The sequence below is a fragment of the Desulfomicrobium norvegicum genome, assembly GCF_900114595.1.
In the GTDB taxonomy this organism is placed as follows: domain Bacteria; phylum Desulfobacterota; class Desulfovibrionia; order Desulfovibrionales; family Desulfomicrobiaceae; genus Desulfomicrobium; species Desulfomicrobium macestii.
The window spans coordinates 210,350-229,931 of the sequence record NZ_FOTO01000005.1; the positions used below are offsets into that span (position 1 = coordinate 210,350).

19 protein-coding genes are annotated in these 19,582 nt (G+C 55.0%); 8 read left to right on the top strand and 11 right to left on the bottom strand.

Going from position 1 to position 19,582, the window contains the following annotated elements; all coding sequences use genetic code 11:
- The first annotated feature begins 216 nt into the window (after window positions 1-216).
- The 3 genes from BMZ24_RS09940 to BMZ24_RS09950 all read left to right on the top strand — a co-directional run bounded on the left by BMZ24_RS09940 (window position 217) and on the right by BMZ24_RS09950 (window position 3,410).
- Complete coding sequence (locus BMZ24_RS09940; protein WP_092191799.1) at window positions 217-2,022, top strand: ATP-binding protein; 1,806 nt, start codon at window positions 217-219, stop codon at window positions 2,020-2,022.
- Between the two features lie 18 nt (window positions 2,023-2,040).
- Window positions 2,041-2,397, top strand: coding sequence for a response regulator (locus BMZ24_RS09945; RefSeq protein WP_092191801.1), 357 nt, complete (start codon window positions 2,041-2,043; stop codon window positions 2,395-2,397).
- A gap of 329 nt (window positions 2,398-2,726) precedes the next feature.
- Entirely contained in the window at window positions 2,727-3,410 is a 684-nt protein-coding gene (locus BMZ24_RS09950) for a dihydrodipicolinate reductase C-terminal domain-containing protein (RefSeq protein ID WP_092191803.1), read from the top strand.
- A gap of 111 nt (window positions 3,411-3,521) precedes the next feature.
- Here BMZ24_RS09950 and BMZ24_RS09955 read toward each other — a convergent pair whose 3' ends face one another.
- Window positions 3,522-3,794 carry a hypothetical protein gene (locus tag BMZ24_RS09955; RefSeq protein WP_092191805.1) on the bottom strand — a complete coding sequence of 91 codons (273 nt, stop codon included), beginning with the start codon at window positions 3,792-3,794 and terminating at the stop codon, window positions 3,522-3,524.
- A gap of 278 nt (window positions 3,795-4,072) precedes the next feature.
- Here BMZ24_RS09955 and BMZ24_RS09960 point away from each other — a divergent pair, with 278 nt between their 5' ends.
- A complete protein-coding gene (locus BMZ24_RS09960) occupies window positions 4,073-4,651 on the top strand; it encodes a DJ-1/PfpI family protein (RefSeq protein ID WP_092191807.1) in 579 nt (192 codons plus the stop codon).
- A 67-nt stretch (window positions 4,652-4,718) separates the two neighbouring features.
- Here BMZ24_RS09960 and BMZ24_RS09965 read toward each other — a convergent pair whose 3' ends face one another.
- Window positions 4,719-6,671, bottom strand: a complete 1,953-nt coding sequence (locus BMZ24_RS09965) for a methyl-accepting chemotaxis protein (RefSeq protein ID WP_092191809.1) — start codon at window positions 6,669-6,671, stop codon at window positions 4,719-4,721.
- Between the two features lie 394 nt (window positions 6,672-7,065).
- On the opposite strand from BMZ24_RS09965, the gene BMZ24_RS09970 reads away from it, so the two are divergent.
- Window positions 7,066-8,244, top strand: coding sequence for an alanine racemase (locus tag BMZ24_RS09970; protein ID WP_092191811.1), 1,179 nt, complete (start codon window positions 7,066-7,068; stop codon window positions 8,242-8,244).
- A 51-nt stretch (window positions 8,245-8,295) separates the two neighbouring features.
- On the opposite strand, the gene BMZ24_RS09975 is transcribed toward BMZ24_RS09970, so the two are convergent.
- Window positions 8,296-8,949 (bottom strand): HAD family hydrolase, encoded by a 654-nt coding sequence (locus tag BMZ24_RS09975; RefSeq protein ID WP_092191813.1) that lies wholly within the window; start codon window positions 8,947-8,949, stop codon window positions 8,296-8,298.
- 239 nt (window positions 8,950-9,188) lie between these two features.
- On the opposite strand from BMZ24_RS09975, the gene BMZ24_RS09980 reads away from it, so the two are divergent.
- The gene (locus BMZ24_RS09980) at window positions 9,189-9,788 is read left to right on the top strand and encodes a peroxiredoxin (protein WP_092191815.1); all 600 of its coding nucleotides are present in this window, start codon (window positions 9,189-9,191) and stop codon (window positions 9,786-9,788) included.
- Between the two features lie 238 nt (window positions 9,789-10,026).
- Window positions 10,027-11,175, top strand: a complete 1,149-nt coding sequence (locus BMZ24_RS09985) for a PQQ-dependent sugar dehydrogenase (protein ID WP_208599825.1) — start codon at window positions 10,027-10,029, stop codon at window positions 11,173-11,175.
- Here the strand turns inward: BMZ24_RS09985 and BMZ24_RS09990 are convergent, their stop codons facing one another.
- A complete protein-coding gene (locus tag BMZ24_RS09990; RefSeq protein WP_092191817.1) occupies window positions 11,176-13,221 on the bottom strand; it encodes a methyl-accepting chemotaxis protein in 2,046 nt (681 codons plus the stop codon).
- 248 nt (window positions 13,222-13,469) lie between these two features.
- Here BMZ24_RS09990 and BMZ24_RS09995 point away from each other — a divergent pair, with 248 nt between their 5' ends.
- A complete protein-coding gene (locus tag BMZ24_RS09995; RefSeq protein WP_092191819.1) occupies window positions 13,470-14,309 on the top strand; it encodes a 4Fe-4S binding protein in 840 nt (279 codons plus the stop codon).
- A 78-nt stretch (window positions 14,310-14,387) separates the two neighbouring features.
- Here BMZ24_RS09995 and bamD read toward each other — a convergent pair whose 3' ends face one another.
- From bamD to BMZ24_RS20495, 7 genes are all read right to left on the bottom strand, one after another.
- Window positions 14,388-15,155 carry an outer membrane protein assembly factor BamD gene (bamD, locus tag BMZ24_RS10000; protein WP_244150329.1) on the bottom strand — a complete coding sequence of 256 codons (768 nt, stop codon included), beginning with the start codon at window positions 15,153-15,155 and terminating at the stop codon, window positions 14,388-14,390.
- A 106-nt stretch (window positions 15,156-15,261) separates the two neighbouring features.
- On the bottom strand, window positions 15,262-15,582 hold the full coding sequence (trxA, locus tag BMZ24_RS10005) for a thioredoxin (RefSeq protein WP_092191823.1): 321 nt from the start codon (window positions 15,580-15,582) through the stop codon (window positions 15,262-15,264).
- Between the two features lie 3 nt (window positions 15,583-15,585).
- Window positions 15,586-16,656, bottom strand: coding sequence for a tRNA (adenosine(37)-N6)-threonylcarbamoyltransferase complex transferase subunit TsaD (gene tsaD / locus BMZ24_RS10010; protein WP_092191919.1), 1,071 nt, complete (start codon window positions 16,654-16,656; stop codon window positions 15,586-15,588).
- A gap of 44 nt (window positions 16,657-16,700) precedes the next feature.
- Window positions 16,701-17,717, bottom strand: a complete 1,017-nt coding sequence (fbp, locus tag BMZ24_RS10015) for a class 1 fructose-bisphosphatase (RefSeq protein ID WP_092191825.1) — start codon at window positions 17,715-17,717, stop codon at window positions 16,701-16,703.
- A gap of 5 nt (window positions 17,718-17,722) precedes the next feature.
- Window positions 17,723-18,415: a hypothetical protein gene (locus BMZ24_RS10020; RefSeq protein ID WP_092191827.1), complete on the bottom strand. Its 693-nt coding sequence runs from the start codon at window positions 18,413-18,415 to the stop codon at window positions 17,723-17,725.
- A 131-nt stretch (window positions 18,416-18,546) separates the two neighbouring features.
- Window positions 18,547-19,299, bottom strand: a complete 753-nt coding sequence (locus BMZ24_RS10025; protein ID WP_092191829.1) for a tetratricopeptide repeat protein — start codon at window positions 19,297-19,299, stop codon at window positions 18,547-18,549.
- A 1-nt stretch (window position 19,300) separates the two neighbouring features.
- Window positions 19,301-19,582, bottom strand: a complete 282-nt coding sequence (locus BMZ24_RS20495; protein WP_092191831.1) for an FtsB family cell division protein — start codon at window positions 19,580-19,582, stop codon at window positions 19,301-19,303.

Consider the following 19,582-nt stretch of genomic DNA (forward strand, 5'->3'; position numbering starts at 1 on the left):
AATTTTCTTTTTTAAACAAAAGCTTGGCTTCTATTATTAATAAATTTGCCGGAAATACTGGTCATGCAACTAAAACAAGATGGAGCATTGTTTAATTTTTTTAGCCTATGAGCTAGCCTCCTGGACGAAAAACCTGAACTGACCATCTGCGCCCACGAAGAAAAGACTGAACGGTTTTCAGGTTTTGTCGCATGTTTTGAAATTCAGGAGGTAGGCATGGATCGTAACGACGTCGGCGGGAGGCTTAGACTCTATCGCCAGCTACGCAATCTGACTCAGGAAAGTCTTTCCGAGGTCATCGGCGTTACGAAGCAGCATCTGGGTCAGATCGAACGCGGGCAATGCAATCCATCGCTTGATTTTTTGTCCAAGGCTGCCAGTGCCCTGGACACGCATATCGCAAGCTTTTTCCTTGGCAACGGTAACGGCAATGATCCGGTCATGATCAACGCCCATTCCTTTCCTGAAAACGACGGAGGCGTCCGGCCCTTTTCAACCTGCGGGCTGTGGATGCTCTCCGGCCCCGGCGGGAAAAACATCTGGTCCAAATCCCTGTGCAGAATGCTCGGCCATGCGTCCGTGCGGGTTCCCTCCCTGACCCAATTCTGCAAGCATCTCACTACGGATGAGGCAGCGGCATTCCGGGCTTTTTTCACGCAGGTGCTGGAAGGCGACGTCCCGGACTCCATGATCTTCGCGGTGACCCGCAAGGATGGCGTGCAGCGCAGAGTGCAGGCGGTGGCGGAAATTCTGAACGGCGGCGACGACCTCGCGGAAACGGCATACATCATATTCTGGGACATGACGGATTGGCTCGAAACGCGCCGCATCTTCCACTACACCCAGCAGGAACTCAACGACACCATCCGTGATCGGACGGCAGCCCTGACCAGCGCGGTATCCAACGCCAAGCGAGAGTTGGAACTGCGTCAGGATGCTGAACGCGCGGTCAACGAGGCTCATGCCGCCTTTGGCGGATTCGCCATTAAAGACATGGCCTACAGGGATATCTACGAAATCTACCCCACCGATGTGGCAGATATCTGCCGACAGGGAAACGAGCAGGTCTTTTTTTCGGGCCGCCCGGTCCGCACCGAGGAGTGGCTGCCGAATTCTTCGGGTGACCGAAGGCTTGTATCAATCCTCAAATCACCCAAACTCCGTTCTGACGGAACAGTGGAATACGTGGTCTGCTCGGCCGAGGACATCACCGAGCGCTGGCGTTCAGAAGAGGCCCTCAAGAAAGCCAAGGAACTGGCCGAGGAGGCCAGCAGGGTCAAGTCCGGCTTTCTGGCCAGCATGAGTCATGAGATCCGCACGCCAATAAACGGGATCATGGGCATGCTTCAGCTTTTGCAGACCACGGAACTCAGCGAGGACCAGGATTCTTTCGTGGACTTGGCCGTCAGATCCTGCGACCGCCTGGTTCGGCTGCTCTCGGACATCATGGATTTTTCCCGCATCGAAGCGGGCAAGCTCGCCATTCAGGCGTCACCGATGAGTCTTGAATCCGTCTTTGACCAGGTTCGCGAACTGTTCGCGCCTTTTCTTGAGGACAGCAAAGTGACGCTGGAATTCACCCTTGATCCGGCCCTGCCTTGCCGCATCATCGGGGATGCGTTCCGCTTGCAGCAGATCCTCAACAATTTTGTGGACAACGCCTGCAAGTTCACCTCCTCGGGTAGCGTGTCCGTACAGGCTTTCAGACTGCCCGCCGTCGTTCCGGAAACGGTTCGGATCTTTTTCGAGGTATCGGACACGGGCATCGGCATACCCGACGATGAACTCAAGAGCCTTTTCGACCCGTTCATCCAGATCAGTGATGGATATGTCCGCAGCCGCAAGGGTGTCGGACTCGGCCTCTCCATCTGCAAACGCCTGGTGGAACTCATGGGCGGGAGCATGTCCGTGATCAGCGAGGCGGGCAAGGGCACGACCTTTGCTTTTTCCCTGTCTTTTGCGATGGATTCGACCCTTGATCACCTAGGCGCCGCCGATGGCCTGGAAGCCACCAATCTTTAGGGAAGGCGCATTCTGCTGGTGGAAGATGATCAGGTCAGCGCAATGGCCCAGCAGGCCTTGCTCGGTCGCCACGGAGCCGAAGTGTTCCACGTCCGGGGCGGTCAGGAAGCTCAGGACACCCTGCGCGGCCACCCCTTTGATCTTGTGATCATGGATGTGCAGATGCAGGACATGGACGGCATAGAGGCCACCAAGCGCATCCGTGGAGGCGAGGCCGGGGAACTGGTCAGGGATATTCCGTTCATCGCGTTGACGGCTTGCGCCATGGCCGGAGACAGGGAACGCTTCCTGGACGTCGGCATGAACGCCTATGTGGCCAAGCCCATGGACATCCGCGAGATGCTCCGTGTCGCGGGTCAGATACTCCAGGGCTGATACCAGGAAGAGGCAAGGCAGCGACAAGGCAGCGACAAGGCAGCTATCAGGCAGCGGCCAGGCCATCCGGATTCGGATGGTTTTTTTTGGGGCTGGTGAACGTGGCTGGGTTGAGGCGACTGTCTGTCGCGAGCATTCTTGCGGCATGCAAATCGTGACATTGCATGCCGCGCACTTCCCGGCCGTTCTGACAAGCAAGAAAAACATTCATGGATACAAGGATATAGGACAAAATAAGCGCTTGCCGTGAGCACTGCCAATCATGTAGCGAACTGAACATGGATTCATGGGCCCGGGGCGCCCAAGCGCAAAGACAAGGAAAGAAAGGTATGGAAAAGTTTGCGATCATCATCGTTGGCCACGGAAAACTGGCGACCGAGCTCTTGAATGGCCTGAACGGTCCGGCAATCTCTCGCGTGATTCCGTGGACTGGTCAGAACACTCCAAAAAGCGATCGGTGCATGGTGGTGCACGCCGGTTCAGGACGTGAACTCAGCGATGTCATCGAATTCTGCGCCGCCACCGCTTCGCCCCTTCTCGACCTGTCCACCGGCGAATCACGCTTCCCCGCCACGGTCACGTTCCCGGTGGTCATCTGCCCCAACGTGAACATGCAGATGCTCTCCTTCATGGCCATGGTCAAACAGTCGGCCAAATATTTTCAGGGCCAGGACATCGAAATCACCGAATCCCACCAGGCATCGAAAAGCACCAGGCCCGGCACCGCCGTCCATCTTGCCAAATCCCTGGGCGTACCCGAGAGCCGGATTCGATCCGTCAGGGATCAGAAAGAGCAAAACGAGGTTCTTCAGATCCCCTCTTCATTTTTGGATCGACATGCATACCATGAGATAGTGATCAAAAATCCTGAAGTCTTGATTCGATTGGAAACGAAGGTGCTTGGCAAATCGGCGTATGCAACGGGTCTTGCACGGGTTGTCGAGATAGTGGCCAAAAGCGATCCAGTTCCTGGATATCATGACATTGTCGATCTTTTGATTGACGATAATTAACAGGTATCTGACGCAATTTCCTGTTTTCCCTGCTATCGTGTGTTAAAAAAAATGCAGGAGATTATTCGCTCTCCTGCATTGTCATAAAAAAACGTCCTGATTCTTCAGAAATCACTCTTTGCAAAAATCCTTGGCAGCTGCTTCCAAAGAGGGGTAGGCCGTTCCCGCACCATCAGGACCACCTTCTTTTTTGAAGTACCATTTTTCATTGACCTTCACAAAGGTCGGGACAACACCTGAATTGCATCGAACCTTGACTCGTTCTTTAGGGTTTGCTCCGCAGCACTCCCATTTGGCATGCACGATCCAAGCACTTGCCTGAGACACGAAAAAAAGCAAAACAGCCAGAGTAATCCAGAAAATCTTGTTTTTCAAAAAGTGCATTGCCCTGCTCTCCCTTTGTATTTTGCGGATTTGATATCCAAACACATCGCTGACCCTCCGCTCGTGGGCAGGCCAACTTGCCACCGTATTTTTTTGCCAATACACAATTTTTCGCCAATCGCAAAATGATACTGAGACGTGTGCAATTTCAGATGAGTAACCGGCAGACGATGGACAATCACCCGCTTTAGGATCTACAAATCACTCTTCTTTTTAAACCAACGAGTTCAGGCGTGCCCTGCGCGGCCCTGAATTCAACCGCTGAAGGAGGCGCGAACATGTCCAAGAAAATACTGATGCTGGTAGGTGATTACGTCGAGGATTACGAGGTCATGGTCCCGTTTCAGGCCCTGACCATGCTCGGTTACGTTGTAGAGGCGATCTGCCCGGACAAGAAGGCCGGAGAGTTTGTGCGTACGTCCATCCACGATTTCGAGGGGGACCAGACATACAGCGAAAAGCGAGGTCACAATTTCACCCTGAACAAGGATTTTGGCGCGGTGGATACGGCCGATTATGCCGGACTTGTCGTTCCTGGCGGCCGTGCTCCGGAGTACATCCGCCTCAATGCACGCGTGCTTGAGATCGTTCGCGAGTTCGACGCGGCTGGAAAACCCATCGCGGCCATCTGCCATGGCCCGCTCGTGCTTGTCACGGCTGGGGTGCTCAAGGGCAAGAGCTGCGCGGCCTATCCCGCCTGCGGGCCGGACGTGACCTGCGCCGGTGGCAAGTACGCCGACATCGCTCTCGACAAGGCCCATGTGGACGGCAACCTCGTCACGGCTCCGGCTTGGCCTGCGCATCCGGACTGGATCGCCAAGTTCGCCGCGCTGCTTGGAGCCAAAATCTCTATTTAGCAAAAGTCATAAACGAGCTTCAAAACATGACAGGCCCGGGAACCGCTTCCCGGGCCTGTCATGCGTTCTATACCCTGAATTGCCCCACCAGGCCCTTGAGCTGCTCCGCGAGCTTGGAAAGCTCTTCCGCGCTGGCCTGGACCTGTTCGCCGCCGGAACGGATGTCGTTGGTGATGGAGTCGACCGCGGTGATGTCCTGGGCGATGTCCCTGGACACTCCGGACATCTCCGAAGACCGCGAGGATGCGTCCTGAACGCCTGATGTCGCCTGGTTGATGTTCGTGGCCACTTCCCGGGTCACGGCGGACTGCTCTTCGATGGCCGCGGCGATGGTGGTCACGATCTCGTTCACATCGCTGATGACCTTGACGATCTGCCCGATATCGGTGACCGCGCTGCCCGTGGCGCTCTGGATTCCGTTGATCTTGGTCCTGATGTCGTTGGTGGCCTCTGCGGTTTTCAGGGCCAGATCCTTGATCTCGTTGGCCACGACGGCGAATCCCCGTCCTGCATCTCCGGCCCTGGCCGCCTCGATGGTGGCATTGAGGGCCAGCAGGTTGGTCTGGGAGGATATGGCCGAGATGGTATCCGTGACCTTGCCGATTTCCTGGGCGGCCACGCCGAGTTCACGCAGGATGCCCGCGAAATTATCGACCTGGTGCGCGGCGCTGTCGGTGGTGCCCCGGGCGCGTTCGGTGTTGCTCGCGATTTCCCCGATGGTGGAGGTCATCTCTTCCGTGGCCGCCGCCACCGATGACAGGTTGGTCGTGGTCTGTTCCATTCCCGCTGCCACGGACGTGATATTCGTGCTCATCTCCTCCGCCGCCGCTGCCACGGTGGAAGTCTTGGACGAAAGGGATTGCACGCTTTGCGTCGTCTGTTTGCTCACCGCTGAAAGCTCCGTGGCCGAAGATGCCACGGTCTGCGCATTGCCGCTTATTTCGGAGATGATGCGCTGAAGCTTTTCCACAAAGGTGTTGAAGTATTGGGCCAAGAGACCGATCTCATCCTGGCTTTCAACCGGAAGCCGCTTGGTCAGATCGCCTTCTCCCTCGGAGATGTCCCGCAACAGAGCGACACAGTTTTTCACCGGGAGCAGAACGGACCGGCTAATCAGCAGAGCAATGATGAGGCCGACTCCGAAAAAGACAACGGAGGCAATGCCGATCATCCAGCGCATCTTGTAAACTTCAGCGAGCACATCATCCTGCATGGCTCCCACGGCTATGGACCAGCCATTGCCGTCGATGGGTGCGAATCCAAAAAAACGGTCCTTGCCCATGAAAGGATAACTATCAAACCCGGACTCGCCGTTGGTCATACGCTGAAGCATCACTGCCAGGGTCGCGTATTCCGGGTCCTTCTTGCCTTCTTCGATGAAGTTGCGCTGATCCAGCACGAACTGCCGGTTGCCGTGGGCTATGAGCGCGCCCTTGTCATCGATAATGTAAGAATATCCCGAAGCGCCATACTTGATATTGTCTGTGACCTCGCTCAGCAGCGTGGCATCGAGGCGGGCCAGCAAGACCCCTTTGACATCCCCGGCAAACCCCCAGATCGGAGTAGCAAGAACGATGACCGGCGAATTGGTGACCCGGCTGATGATGACATTGGAAAACACGGATTTTCCGGCCATGGCGTCCTTGAAATATCCCCGGTCACCCAGCTCCGCCGTGCTGCCGTCGGGATACCTGGCCTGGCCGTCGGCATCGATGACGCCCATGCCCAGATATTTCATCCGCTCGGTTTCGCGTTCCAGGATCATTTGCTGCCGGTCCCAATTCATGGACCGGATCACGTCCCGGTTGGCGATCCCCTCCATGCCCACCAGATAATAGTCCAGACGGCTCCGGACCAATCGCGCGCCGTCTTGCGCCATGAGCTGGATATTCTCCTGCACCTGATTCAAGGCCGAGCGCTTGGCCTGGTCATAGGCGATGAATCCAAGGCCGGCGCAGACCAGAACCAGCAGACTCATAAAACCACCGATCAATTTCATGCGAATCGGAATCTTCTTCATCGTTTTCTCCGGTCCATTCAAGGTTAGTCGGTTCACGGTCTCGTCAGTACCATTGGGACATGAGTCATGCGTAGCTGCAATCCTCAAAACACTCGGGAAAGAGCGCTGCGCGCATTCAAGGTATCCCTACTCCACCCTGACAACTGGGCGTTTTGGAAGCATAACCTAGATTTATCTCAAGATAAAGAGGGAGATGCGAGAGGGGACTTCTTTCCCGCATGGAGGCGCGGGATCTCAAAAAAGGCCCTGCGCGAACATGAGCAACCGCAAAAGATGCGACCCGCCGATGTGGATGGCGGCGTCAAAGGCACCGGGCTTGAGTCGAATGGGGTTGTCGGCTAGGTCCATAAGTAATGACATTGTCCATAAAAAAATCTTCCTGGAGCGTGCTCGCATGAACGGACTTTCTTCCATAAATATATATTCGCCTGCTGACCTTTCGCAGTCCCTGCAGACCATGGACACGCCCTGCCTGCTTGTTGACGAGGCGCGGATGAACACCAACATCCTCCGTCTGCACGATCGCCTGCAAAAAGCCGGAGTGGCCTTCCGTCCTCATTTCAAGACGGCCAAATCGTGGGATGTGTTCAGCCGGATGATGACCGGTCCGCACGGTCCGGCCACGGTCTCCACACTGCGCGAAGCGGAGGAATTGATCCGGCATGGCGTGACCGACATCATCTACGCCGTCGGCATCTCCCCTGACAAACTGCCGCGAGTTCAAAGGCTTCGCAAGGGCGGGATCACACTTGCCGTTTTGCTGGACAGCGTGGAACAGGCCGTTGCGGTGGCCTCGGCGTCGGACCCTTTCGACCCCATCCCGGTGCTCATCGAGCTCGATTGCGACGGTCATCGCTCGGGCGTAAAGCCGCAGGATGCAACCCTGCTCCTGGCCATTGCAAAGGAACTGACACCCAAGGCACGGCTCATGGGCGTGCTGACCCACGCTGGCGAGAGCTACGAGGCGCGTGGGCAATCGGCGCTTGAAGCCGCCGCCGAGCAGGAACGCATGGCCGCGGTCACGGCCGCCGAGACGCTGCGCGCGGCCGGCCATCCGTGTCCGGTGGTCAGCGTCGGCTCAACGCCCACGGCCTTTACGGCTCAAAGCTACGAAGGCGTGACCGAGGTGCGCGCCGGAGTCTTTGTCTTTTTCGATCTGGTCCAGGCCGGCATCGGCATCTGCGCCACGGACGACATCGCCCTTTCGGTGCTGAGCACCGTCATCGGACATCAGCGCGAAAAGGGTTGGACGATCATCGACGCCGGTTGGACCGCGCTGTCCTCGGATCGCGGCACTGCCGGCCAGGCCGTGGACCAGGGGTATGGATTGGTCTGTGACGTCGCGGGTCATCCCATGGCCGATCTTGTAGTCACCATCGTCAACCAGGAACACGGCATTGTCTCGGCTCGCCCGGGCAGCCCCCGGTTGGACTGCGATCTGCCCATCGGCACGCGCCTGCGGATTCTCCCCAACCACGCCTGTGCAACAGCCACACAGCATGACCGCTACCATGTCATCGGCGCGGGAGAGAACACGGTGACGGAAATTTGGGAACGCGGCAGGGGCTGGTAGCGGCCCCTGCGCTTCTCAAAAAAACCAAATCCTGCCCTTGGTGAGTTTTTTTCAATCCAGCAAAGAGACCAGTTCCATGGGGTGCCGCAAAAGAACTGCCGCCCCGGCATCGAGCAGCTCCCGCTCGGCCCTGAATCCCCACAGCACGCCCACCGGGTGCATCCCGGCGTTGACGGCCGTGAACATGTCCACATCCGTGTCGCCCAGATACAGGATTTCCTCCGGTTGCACGCCCAGATGGCGGATGACCTGCCTTGGCCCGGCCGGATCGGGTTTCACGGCGACACCGGGCATCTGTCCCAGGGTCAATGTGAAATCCCAGCGCGAAAGAAATTCCTGCATGCAGAGTTCGGCAAAAGCCTGAGGCTTGTTGGTAAGCACGGCCATAGGGATCTTTCGGGCTGCAAGCGCACCCAGAAGCTCGGGTACGCCCTCGTAGAGGCAGGTTTTGTTCCGCCATCCGGATTCATATTCGCGCAGGAAGGATTGCAGGCACAGCGCTCGCAGCTCTTCATCCTGCCTGTCCGCAGGCAGGGCGCGGGCCACGAGACGGCTTGCCCCGCTGCCCACGAAATGCCGATAGGCGTCCACGGGGTGCGTCGCAAAACCGTGCTCCGCGAGCACCCGGTTCATGGCGTCAGCCAGATCGGCCAGAGTGTCGAGCAGGGTTCCGTCCATATCGAAAACGACAGCTTTGTATTTCACGATGACTTCCTTTTTATCCCAAGAAAATTTGCGCCTGAAAATGCAACGGTCCCCGAAGGAACGCCGCGATGGCGGCGGGCTGCCTTCGCGGTTTCATGATTTGCGTCGCAGCGGCACAAGGTGGTTTGGAAAATTAAGTTAGACAAGTTAAATTTTGTTGACTTCAGACTTAATCAGGAATAATTATCAATTCCATCAAGCATGCATAATCATGAACAATCAATCATATGGAGCTAGCAATGAGCGTACTCGTAAGCAAACAGGCACCTGATTTCACCGCACCCTCCGTAACTCCGGGCGGATGCATCGAGGACTTTACCCTCTCCTCGTTACGCGGAAAATATGTCGTGCTTTTTTTCTGGCCGCTGGACTTCACCTTTGTCTGCCCCACAGAGATCATCGCCCATGATCGCCGCCTGCAGGAATTTCGTGACAGAGGCGTTGAGGTTGTCGGCATTTCCATAGACTCCCAGTTCACCCATTTCGCCTGGCGCTCCACCCCCGTGGACCAGGGCGGCATCGGTCCGGTGGGCTTCAGCATGGTCGCGGACGTGAAGCACGAGATCGCTAGGGCCTATGGCATCGAACACCCCGATGCAGGCGTGGCCCTGCGCGCCTCCTTCCTGATCGACCGCGAGGGCGTGGTGCAGCATCAGGTCGTGAACAACCTGCCGCTTGGACGCAACGTTGATGAAATGCTGCGACTCGTCGACGCCCTGCAGTTCACCGAGAAATACGGCGAGGTCTGCCCTGCCGGATGGCAAAAAGGCGACATCGGCATGAAGCCCGACGCCGGCGGAGTGGCCGACTACCTCGCCAAAAACGTGGAAAAGCTTTAAGGATTTTACGGCACAGGCAAAAAAAGGCCGCCCGGGACGATGACGCCCGGGCGGCCTTTTTTTGCTTGCAGGCGGATTGTCTGTTATGCGGGTTAGCATCGTCAGGCGATTTTGTCATGAATCCCGAATGTGATTATTCCCGGCCATATGACAATATCTAATGTGACGCATGAGGTTTCAAGATTTATCTGCACACGTGACTTTTGTTTCCAGCTAGGACCAGTCCAAGGGAGGTACCATGAAAATCAGCGCGTCCGCACGCATCAGCGGTGTGATCCTCATAATCTGCGCCATGACGCTGCTTTCCGGCATCGGCATGTCGGCGCAAGCCGAAGAGTTTTCATCCAAGCATCACCGTTTTCGCGTCACGGCCGTGGCCAGCGGACTGGAACATCCGTGGAGCCTGGCCTTTCTCCCCGACGGAGATATGCTGATCAGCGAACGCCCAGGACGGTTGCGCATCGTCCGGGATGGAGTCCTCCTGGAAGAACCGGTTCAGGGCCTGCCCCAGATTCGGGTGCGGGGACAGGGCGGCCTGCTTGACCTTCTTCCACATCCGGATTTTGCAAAAAACCGTCTGCTCTATTTCAGTTATTCCGGGAATTTAAATGGCGATGTGACCACGCACGTGGCCCGGGGAAGGCTTGAGGACGATACGCTCAAAGACGTTGAGGTACTCTTCAGGGCGGAACCCGCCTCTTCGGGCAGGGTGCACTTCGGATCACGACTGAGCTTTGACGGCCAGGGCCATCTCTACATCAGCGTGGGCGACCGGGGGCAAATGCAGCGCGCGCAAAAGCTGGATGACCATGCCGGAAAAATCATCCGTATCCATGAAGACGGGCGCGTCCCCGAGGACAACCCTTTCGTTGGCGAACAAGGCGCATGGCCAGAAATATTCAGCTACGGACACCGCAATCCCCAAGGCATGACCGTGCATCCGCAAACCGGAGAAATCTGGACCCACGAGCACGGCCCCAAGGGCGGGGACGAGATCAACATCATCCATCCCGGTGTCAACTACGGCTGGCCTGTCGTTACCCTTGGCATCGACTACACCGGTTTCACCATCGGGGAGGGGCTCAAGCACATGCCCGGCATGGCTGACCCGTTGCATCACTGGACTCCATCCATCGCACCGTCGGGCATGACTTTTTACACGGGCGAAGCCTTTCCCGCATGGAAAGGAGACCTTTTTGTCGGCGCCCTCTCCCACCGCCACCTCGCGCGCCTGAAGCTGGCCGGAGAGGTTGTGATCGAAGAGGAACGGCTCCTTGAAAACCTGCGACTGCGCATCCGCGACGTGCGCCAGGGCCCGGACGGCAACCTGTGGCTGCTCACGGACCACGATCCCGGCCAGCTGCTGCACCTTGAGCCTGCCGACTGATCAGAACCTGAATCGGCTGACCAGCTTCTCCAGATGCGAGGACAGGTCGGCCAGCCCTCCGGCGCTGCGCAGCACCATCCTGCTTTCGTCCTGCATGGCGTTGGATGAATCCAGAACCAGCCTTATCTCATCGCTGATTTCTCTGGTCATGACGGAACTCGACGTGACGTTGGAATTGATTTCGGCGATGCCCTGGGCGACCTGATTCACGTTATTGGAGATGTCCCTGGTCATGACGGCCTGCTCCTCCATGGCTTCCGATATGGAGATGACGATGTCGTTCATGTCCTCGATGACGGAAATGATCTCCGCGATTTCGCTGGCGGTGACGGTGGTCACCTTCTGGATGGCCGCGACCGTTCGGCGGATGTTTTCCGTGGCGGCCGCGGTCTGCTGGGATAGCTCCTTGATTTCTCCGGCGACCACGGCGAAGCCGCGCCCTGCGGCCCCGGCCCTGGCGGCCTCGATGGTTGCGTTCAGGGCCAGCAGGTTGGTCTGGGAGGAAATGGCCGCGATGCTTGCCGTCACGGAGCCTATTTCATTGGCGGCCTTGCCCAGCTGGTCCATGTGGCGAGTGGTTTCCGCGGCCTTGACCACGGCATCCGAGGTTGTGCGCTTGGCCAGTTCGGCGCTCTGTGCCACGCCCTGAATGGTCGCCGCCAGTTCGGTCGTGGATGCGGCCACGCTGCCGACGTTGACCGTGGCCTGCTCCATGGCGGCGGATACGGAATGCATGTTTTCGCTCACGGACTTGGCCGAGCTGTTTACGGCTTCGGCCCTACGCGTGGTTCCGGCGGAATTGTCGGTCAGGCCGGTTGACAAGGCGTCAAGCTCCGAGGACGCACCGGACAGAGAGCCGGTGGCCGTGACGATTTCCGCGAGCATCTCCCTGCTCTTGGCGACCATGGAGTTAAGGGAATCAGCCAGGTGCCCGATCTCGTCCCGAGCCGGGTAGACGATGGTTGCCGTGTAATTGCCGGCGGCCACCTCGTCGGCAAGCATGGCCATGCGCCGCACCGGAGCCAGCAGGACACGCCCCGCGATGCAGATCAGGATCACGGACAAGGCCAGCGGCAGAATCAGGCTGATCAGAGAATTTTTGATCAGCCGCGCATTGACCCCGTCCATGAGGTCCTCTGTCGCGACCCAGGTCGCAAAAGTCAGATTCCAGGGCTCGAAGGTCTGCAGGGCGACTTCCAGATGCCTTCCATCCTGCATGACAAAGGCAGCATGCCCGTTGTTTGCCTTGGCCTCACGGATGCCCGCGGCTACTTCGCCCTCCTCGGGCAAGGAGATGATGTCTCGCCCGAGAGCATCAAAGGCGAGTGTCCCGCCGTGTCCATCGACACGGACATTGCGCACGAAATCCGCAAAGGCGTCACTGATCAAAGGATGCGTAATTTCCAGAGCCCCGAGTACCTTGCCTTCGTTCAAATCCGTGAAGGGAACGTAGGCCGCCATGCGCCACGCCCCTCCCAGCCAGGCGATGCCTTCCCAGCTTTGATTGGCCATGACCGCCTTCTGGATCGCGGAATCCTCCCCGATGAAAGACCCCTTGCCCCAGAACGGCAATGCAGATTCAAGAGATGTGGAAATGCGCACCAGCTTGCCCTCGTGAACTTGCAGCACCGAGGCCACTCCACCGGTGAACTGGGCGACCTTGCGCATCACGGCATCATCCTCATGCAGATAGACTGACCCGTGCTTCATGGCGGGAATGATTGACTTGCTGGACTCTCCGCCTTCCTGATTCACAAGATCAAGTTCGGCATCCATGAGCACTTCAGGAACAGGAAAACCACCCAATTCGAACTGAGTTTTCATGATATCCCGATCGATGATGATCTTTTTTTGCATGAGAGCATGTTGCAAGGTCACTGATTCCACCAAGGTGGAAGAGATGCTGAAAAGCCCATCGCGTCCTTGACGCAAGACGTCATTTCTCGTCATGAATATCTGCGACAGGGACAGACATAAAACTGTCACAAGAACGATGGCTATGGTGACGACAGAAAGCTTGATCTGAAATCCGAGATTTTTTCCCATACGTTTCGCACCTTGAATAAGATGATGTTTTAAAATGGATAGTTTGAAGAATTGTCTATCACGGACGTTGCTGTCTTGTGCGTTGAAAATGTCAAAAACGGATGACAGGATGGTGACAGGAGCGTGACGAACTCGCCCATTGATCAGAGTCGGAAAGAATTCGGATAAGGCAGATCAAAATTTCAACAATGATCCCTGCGGAGCGACGCTTGGGGAAAATTCTCGAATATTAACCGGAGCAGCAAGACATGCATAAATTTGACGCGCAGCAAATTCTATTTTCACCGACGGGAACAACCAGAAAGATTCTGGAATCCATAGCCTCGGGTCTGGCGCCCGACACCTGCACGCAACTGGAATTGACGTATCCTGACTCAGAGAAATTATCTTTGGGTGCTCAGATCGAAGACGGCGAGGTGGCACTCATCGGGATGCCGGTTCATGCAGGACGAATTCCCGCTCTGGCAGTGGAAAGACTGCGCGCTTCCGTGCAGGGAAAAGGACGCAAGGCGGTGCTTGTGGTCGTCTACGGGAACAGGGCCTACGAAGACGCCCTGCTGGAGCTTCGGGACCTGGCCGTGGAACTGGGGTTTGTGCCGGTCGCGGCAGCGGCCTTCGTGGGGGAACATTCCTTTTCCACTTCGGATCTTCCTGTGGGTCACGGACGACCGGACAAGATCGATCTGGAGAAGGCGCTGAGCTTTGGAAGAAGCGTGCGGGAAAAAATGCTCGAAGGTGGGGACGGCGACGGCAACACCCAGGTGCTGGAGGTACCGGGAAATTTTCCGTATCGCGAAGGAGTCCAGCCTGCCCCGATCTCACCCGAGACCGACGCCGACACATGCGTTCTCTGCGGCGATTGCGTCAGGTCCTGTCCCTCCAACGCCATCACCCTGACCAACGACTCCGTGGAAACCGACAAGATGGCGTGCCTGCGCTGCTGCGCTTGCGTCCGCGTCTGTCCGACTGGGGCCAGGGTCATGGTCCATCCGAGAATTTTGGAACTTGGACGCACCCTGCATGAAAAATTTGCCGAGCGTCGCGAACCCGAGCTGTTTTTTTTGAGGGATAGGCGCAATCGAAGTTGAAACGCCAGGCGTGCTTGGAATAAAAAAAAGGGGCGTCTCAGACGCCCCTATATAATTCAAATAACGGCCGCAGCCAAATCAAAGCCAGTCAAAATATTGCTTGAGCTTGCTCGGATGGCGTTTGGTGTCGTTTTCCTGCTCCTGGGCGTAAAAATAAGCCACTTTGGCCTTTGATTTGGCCAGTTGCACGATTTCATCCAGTTCGGAAAAATTCTCGATGATGTATGCGTAACGTGTCCATGCCGCATTGTACGAGCCGGACTTGAAGTAAAAATCCGCCACGAACATTTCATGTTCGGCCATCAACTTTCTGCACTTGACTATATAATCAAGAGCTTGGTCTCGATAAGCACTGTCAGGATATGCATTCACAAGTCTTCTGAAAGACTCGACAGCTTCACCAAGTTGCGTGTGCGGCAGGTCGATGGATCGATGTGAGTTGTATTTGTTCACGCCAATCTGAAACAGAACGTAATCGATGGATTCATGGCGTGGATGCATGTTCAGGAATTCTTCGTACGCATCGACGGCTTCCAGATACTGCGCATCAAGGGCGTACGAATCGCCAAGCATGAGTCTGGCTTCCGTGGCGTAAGGGCTGAACGGGTATCTGTCATTGAGTTTGGTCAAGGAATCAATGGCTTCAACATATTCCTTGTCTTGCATGAAGCCACGAGCATTCTCGTAAAGCTCCTGGGCGGTGTCTTCAGGCGGAGTCAAGAAGTAATAGTCAATGGCTCCACACCCGTTTAAAAGCAGGACAAAAGAAAAAAGAATCAAATAGTTACGCATTACAATTACCTGGCTCACGGTAAATGGAAGTGATGGGACGAGATTGAATGCCATTTAGCTGATCGTCGGCAAAATGCTCCAAGCTCAACACAAAAAAGGAAGGGTGACCACTACGCTTTCGCAGCCACCCCCATCAGACAATCTCAAGGATCAACAGCAATTAGAGAGCCTTGTCACTGAGCATCTGCTTCAGGCTGGCTTTGGAGACAGCGCCTGTGACCTGCTCCACGACTTCTCCGTTCTTGAAAAGGATCAAGGTCGGGATGGCGCGGATTCCGTACTTGCTCGGTGTACCGGGATTTTCGTCGACATTCATCTTGACGATCTTGACTTTGCCCTCGAATTCCTGGGTCAATTCTTCAATCACGGGAGCAATGGCCCTGCACGGTCCGCACCACGGTGCCCAAAAATCCACCAATACAGGAAGATCACCTTTCAAAACTTCCGCTTCAAATCCGGCATCGTTCACTTGTGCAGCCATTATTCACTCCTTGAAGAAAGGGTTTACAATAAAATCATTGGGAACAATCTTTCCCCGTGGGATGGCCTCAAAATCCATGGAACTCATGAGACCTCTATTCGCCCACTGAACTCCTGCGTACGCTATCATAGCCGCATTATCACCACAATAGTTTTGCGCGGGAGCTAAAAATTTGAATCCCCGGTCGCGCGCAAACGTAGAAAATCTTTGCCGAAGATGGCTGTTGGCAGCCACCCCGCCGGCCAGGCACAGGGTTTTGACCTCTTGACAGCGCGCCACGGCCCGTCTGGTCTTCTCAAGCAGGGTCTCGACGATCGTCTCGTTCACCGTGGCGCAAAGGTCCTTGATTTCCTGAGGGATGCTTTCCACGTCAAAGGAGGCATAGTCAATGGCGGCAAATGATTTTTTATACACATATTGCGCAACCGCCGTCTTCAGACCGCTGAAACTGAAATCACAGTTGTCGTTGTGCAGATACGGCTTTGAAAAAAGACGCGGATTCGCAGTGCCGTGCCCGGCCAGAATGTCTATGTATTTCCCCCCTGGATAGGGAAGATTCAAAACCTTGGCAATCTTGTCGAACGCCTCGCCCGCGGCATCATCAAGCGTCTTTCCGAGCAGGTTGAATTCGCAGGGAGCGGGCATTTCGTAGATGTGCGTATGCCCCCCGGAAACGAGAACGCCAAGGGCTGGGTACTCGATGGCTTCGGTAAAATCGCAGGCCAGCAGATGCGCATGGAGGTGATTGACCCCTATGATCGGAATCCCGAGCGACAAGGACAACGACTTGGCATAGGAGATGCCGACCAGAAGCGCGCCCAGCAGGCCCGGTCCGCGCGTTACCGCAATGAGGTCGATACCCTGCCCAGCTGGCCGATCCGCGCTTTGAAGCACCGAGGAGACAAGCCCGTCCAGCAGGCGCAGGTGTTCCCGCGAGGCCAGTTCCGGCACGACTCCGCCAAAAACCGAATGCATGGGAATCTGCGTGTGCACAAGATCGGTGATGAGATGTCCGTCTTGCCATAGCGCGACGGAGGTCTCGTCACAGGAGGTTTCAATGCCAAGACAAATCATCTTCTGCACATGTTTTTAAGAGATGCTGGGGACAAAGTGAATTCCTAGCTTTTGGCGGCGTCTGCATAGAACTTGAGGACAACCTCGACGTCTTGCTTGGATCCTATGAACAAGGGCACGCGCTGATGCAGTTCCTGAGGCTCGATGTCCAGGATGCGGCGAATTCCGTCCGTCGCGAGTCCGCCGGCCTGCTCGGCGATCATGGCCATGGGGGCGGCTTCGCACATGAGTCGCAGCTTGCCTGAAGGCTTGCGCAAATCACGCGAGTCGGCGGGATACATGAAAATGCCGCCGTAAATCAGATTTCGGTGGAAATCGGAAACCAGGGAGCCGATATAGCGCGAGCTGTAAGGACGACCAGTAGCGCTGTCATTGGATTTGAAATAATTCACAATATTTTTTGTGGGCTCGTCCCAATAGGAAAAATACCCTTCGTTGACGGAGTAGATTCTTCCCCGTTCCGGAATTTTTATGTCCGGGTGGGAGAGCAGGAACTCGCCCACGCTGGGATCAAGAGTGAACCCGTGAACACCGTTTCCGGCGGTATAGACCATCATCGTCGAGGAACCATAGATGATGTACCCGGCCGCGACCTGCATGGAACCCTTCTGGAGCAGGTCGCCGACGCTTACGGCCTGCTGATCGAAGGACGTCCGGCGGTAAATGCTGAAAATGGTTCCGATGCTGACATTTGCGTCGATGTTGGCCGAGCCGTCCAGTGGATCAAAGATAAGGATGTAGTCGCCGACGGGATACTGGCGGGGGATCGGGATAAAGTCAGCGTTTTCCTCCGATACCATAGCGCAAAGCACGCCGGCCCGTTCCATTCTTCTGATGATGACACGGTTGGCGAAATCATCCAACTTCTGGACGATTTCTCCCTGTACGTTCACTTCCCCGGTAACGCCGAGAACATCAAGCAGACCAGCCTTGGAAACTTCGCGATCGATGATCTTCGCGGACAGGATCAGTTCGGTCAGCAATCTGGTGAAACGACCAGAGGCCATTGGCCTCTCTTTTTGACGCAGGAGCAAATGTTCGACAACTGTTACTTGGCGCATGCTTATTACTCTTGATTGAGATGTAAATATACAAGATTATCAGAACCCATGCTTCTGATCCAATACCACTGTTTGTCATTAATCTCAATACTTCCTGAATACTTGGATGCATTTCTCAAATTTATGCATGCTTCGGAATAATTCGCGATTGCTGGTCCGCAAATCTGATCGTCAATAGCGATCACGGTTCGGTTGTCAGGTATTTCAACCGCGAGAGCGTTCATATCGACTTCAACGACTGTCGTCTTGTATTGCCCGTCTGGCGTTGAGTAAAGATGGATAAAGAATTGTCGATTGTCTTTAAATACAAAAACCCTGCTCTTCTCAGGAGTGAAGTCAGCCAGTATAGTGCGGATCGCCGGATCAAAGCCAAGTGCGTCATCGCCGGAAATAAAAAGCTGATCCTGATCCAAAACCGCGACATTCTTGATCCACGGCTGAATAGATTTTTGATATTCAATCCAATTTTCATCCACGCGTGAATCAAAAAGATCGAGCTGGTTTGCCAGCCGAACAATTTTACTGTCAACAGTATAATAATCATCCAGAAACTCTGCAGGAATATCAGCGGAAAGTGTGTCTTCGTAATCAATACTTGCTACCGGATTAACGTAATCATTGTAATATTGCTGCGTAACCTTAACAGGTTTGCACGCTACAAGTAAAAGCAACGCAAGGATTGGAATGATAAATTTCATGGAGTCTCTCGGAATCGATTGGAATTGAATAAGAAAGTACCAAAAAAGGCAAACTCATGTAAAAAATGAAAATTTATAAGGACCTATAGTTGCGACAAAAAAGAATCAAGAGGGAATTTCGCCGTGAAGTTTCAATCGGCGTTCAGGGATTGCGGATTGGATTTTTGTTCAAGACGATCCGCCAGGGTGTTGAGCACAAAAAAAAGTTTGTTGTTTTTTTCGACCGCCGGATCGGGCACGCTGCCCAATTCCTTGTGCGCGTTGGCGCGCAGTGCGCTCAACTCCTTCCGCTCTTCCTCGTTGACCACCCCTTCCAGCAGATCGTCGTAAATCTTTATGGCCTGCGCGAATTCCCCCTGGGCCACCAGGAGTTTGGCCATGGTTTTCGTCTTTATTCCGGAATTGAGGCAAATTTGGGCGACTTCTTCGGCATCAAGATCCTGTTCCGGTTCGACACTTGGAGAGTCCGAACTGGTCAGTTCGGTGTAATGGCCTATGCCGTAGGTCAGGAGTTTGAGCAGATCGACATCTTCACCCCGTGCGTTTCGTTCAACCAGAAAAGACGCCAACGCCAAATCGGAGCGCTGGGACTTTGCATAGTGTGCGCGGAGGCTCACCCAGAATTTTTCATAGGACAGCAGCTTGGAGAACACGGAAAACGCCTTGTTTTCAGCGGCCGAAGTATCGCCGACTTCGCTCAAGAGCTCAATCAGATACAGCTGCGCTTCAAGATAGTCAGGATGATGTTCTATCCCCTTTTGTACAATCTCGATGGCTCGTTGGGTATGACCTTGCTTCCGATACAGCCGGGCCAAAGGAAAAAAAATCTTTGATCCCGAGTCATGCTCCAGAAGTTCGTCGAAAAGGTGTAGTGTATCGTTCATATTATTTCAGGATGTACATCAGTTCATTGTCGGCGACGTAAAAAAGCTCGCGCTTTATCAACCTGTTTACATATTGGTCATTCTTCTTGAGAATGCGAATTTCAGAACTAATTTCCCTGTTCCGAAAATCGACACCGTCAATTTTCTCTTGCACACTTTCTATCTTGTTTTTCAAATCATTATAAACAGGCAATCCGCTGTCTTCATCAAATATCTTGAAGACAAGAAATATATTGATTATGCACAGCAGAAAAAGAAAAATCTGATTTTTACCATGAATCAT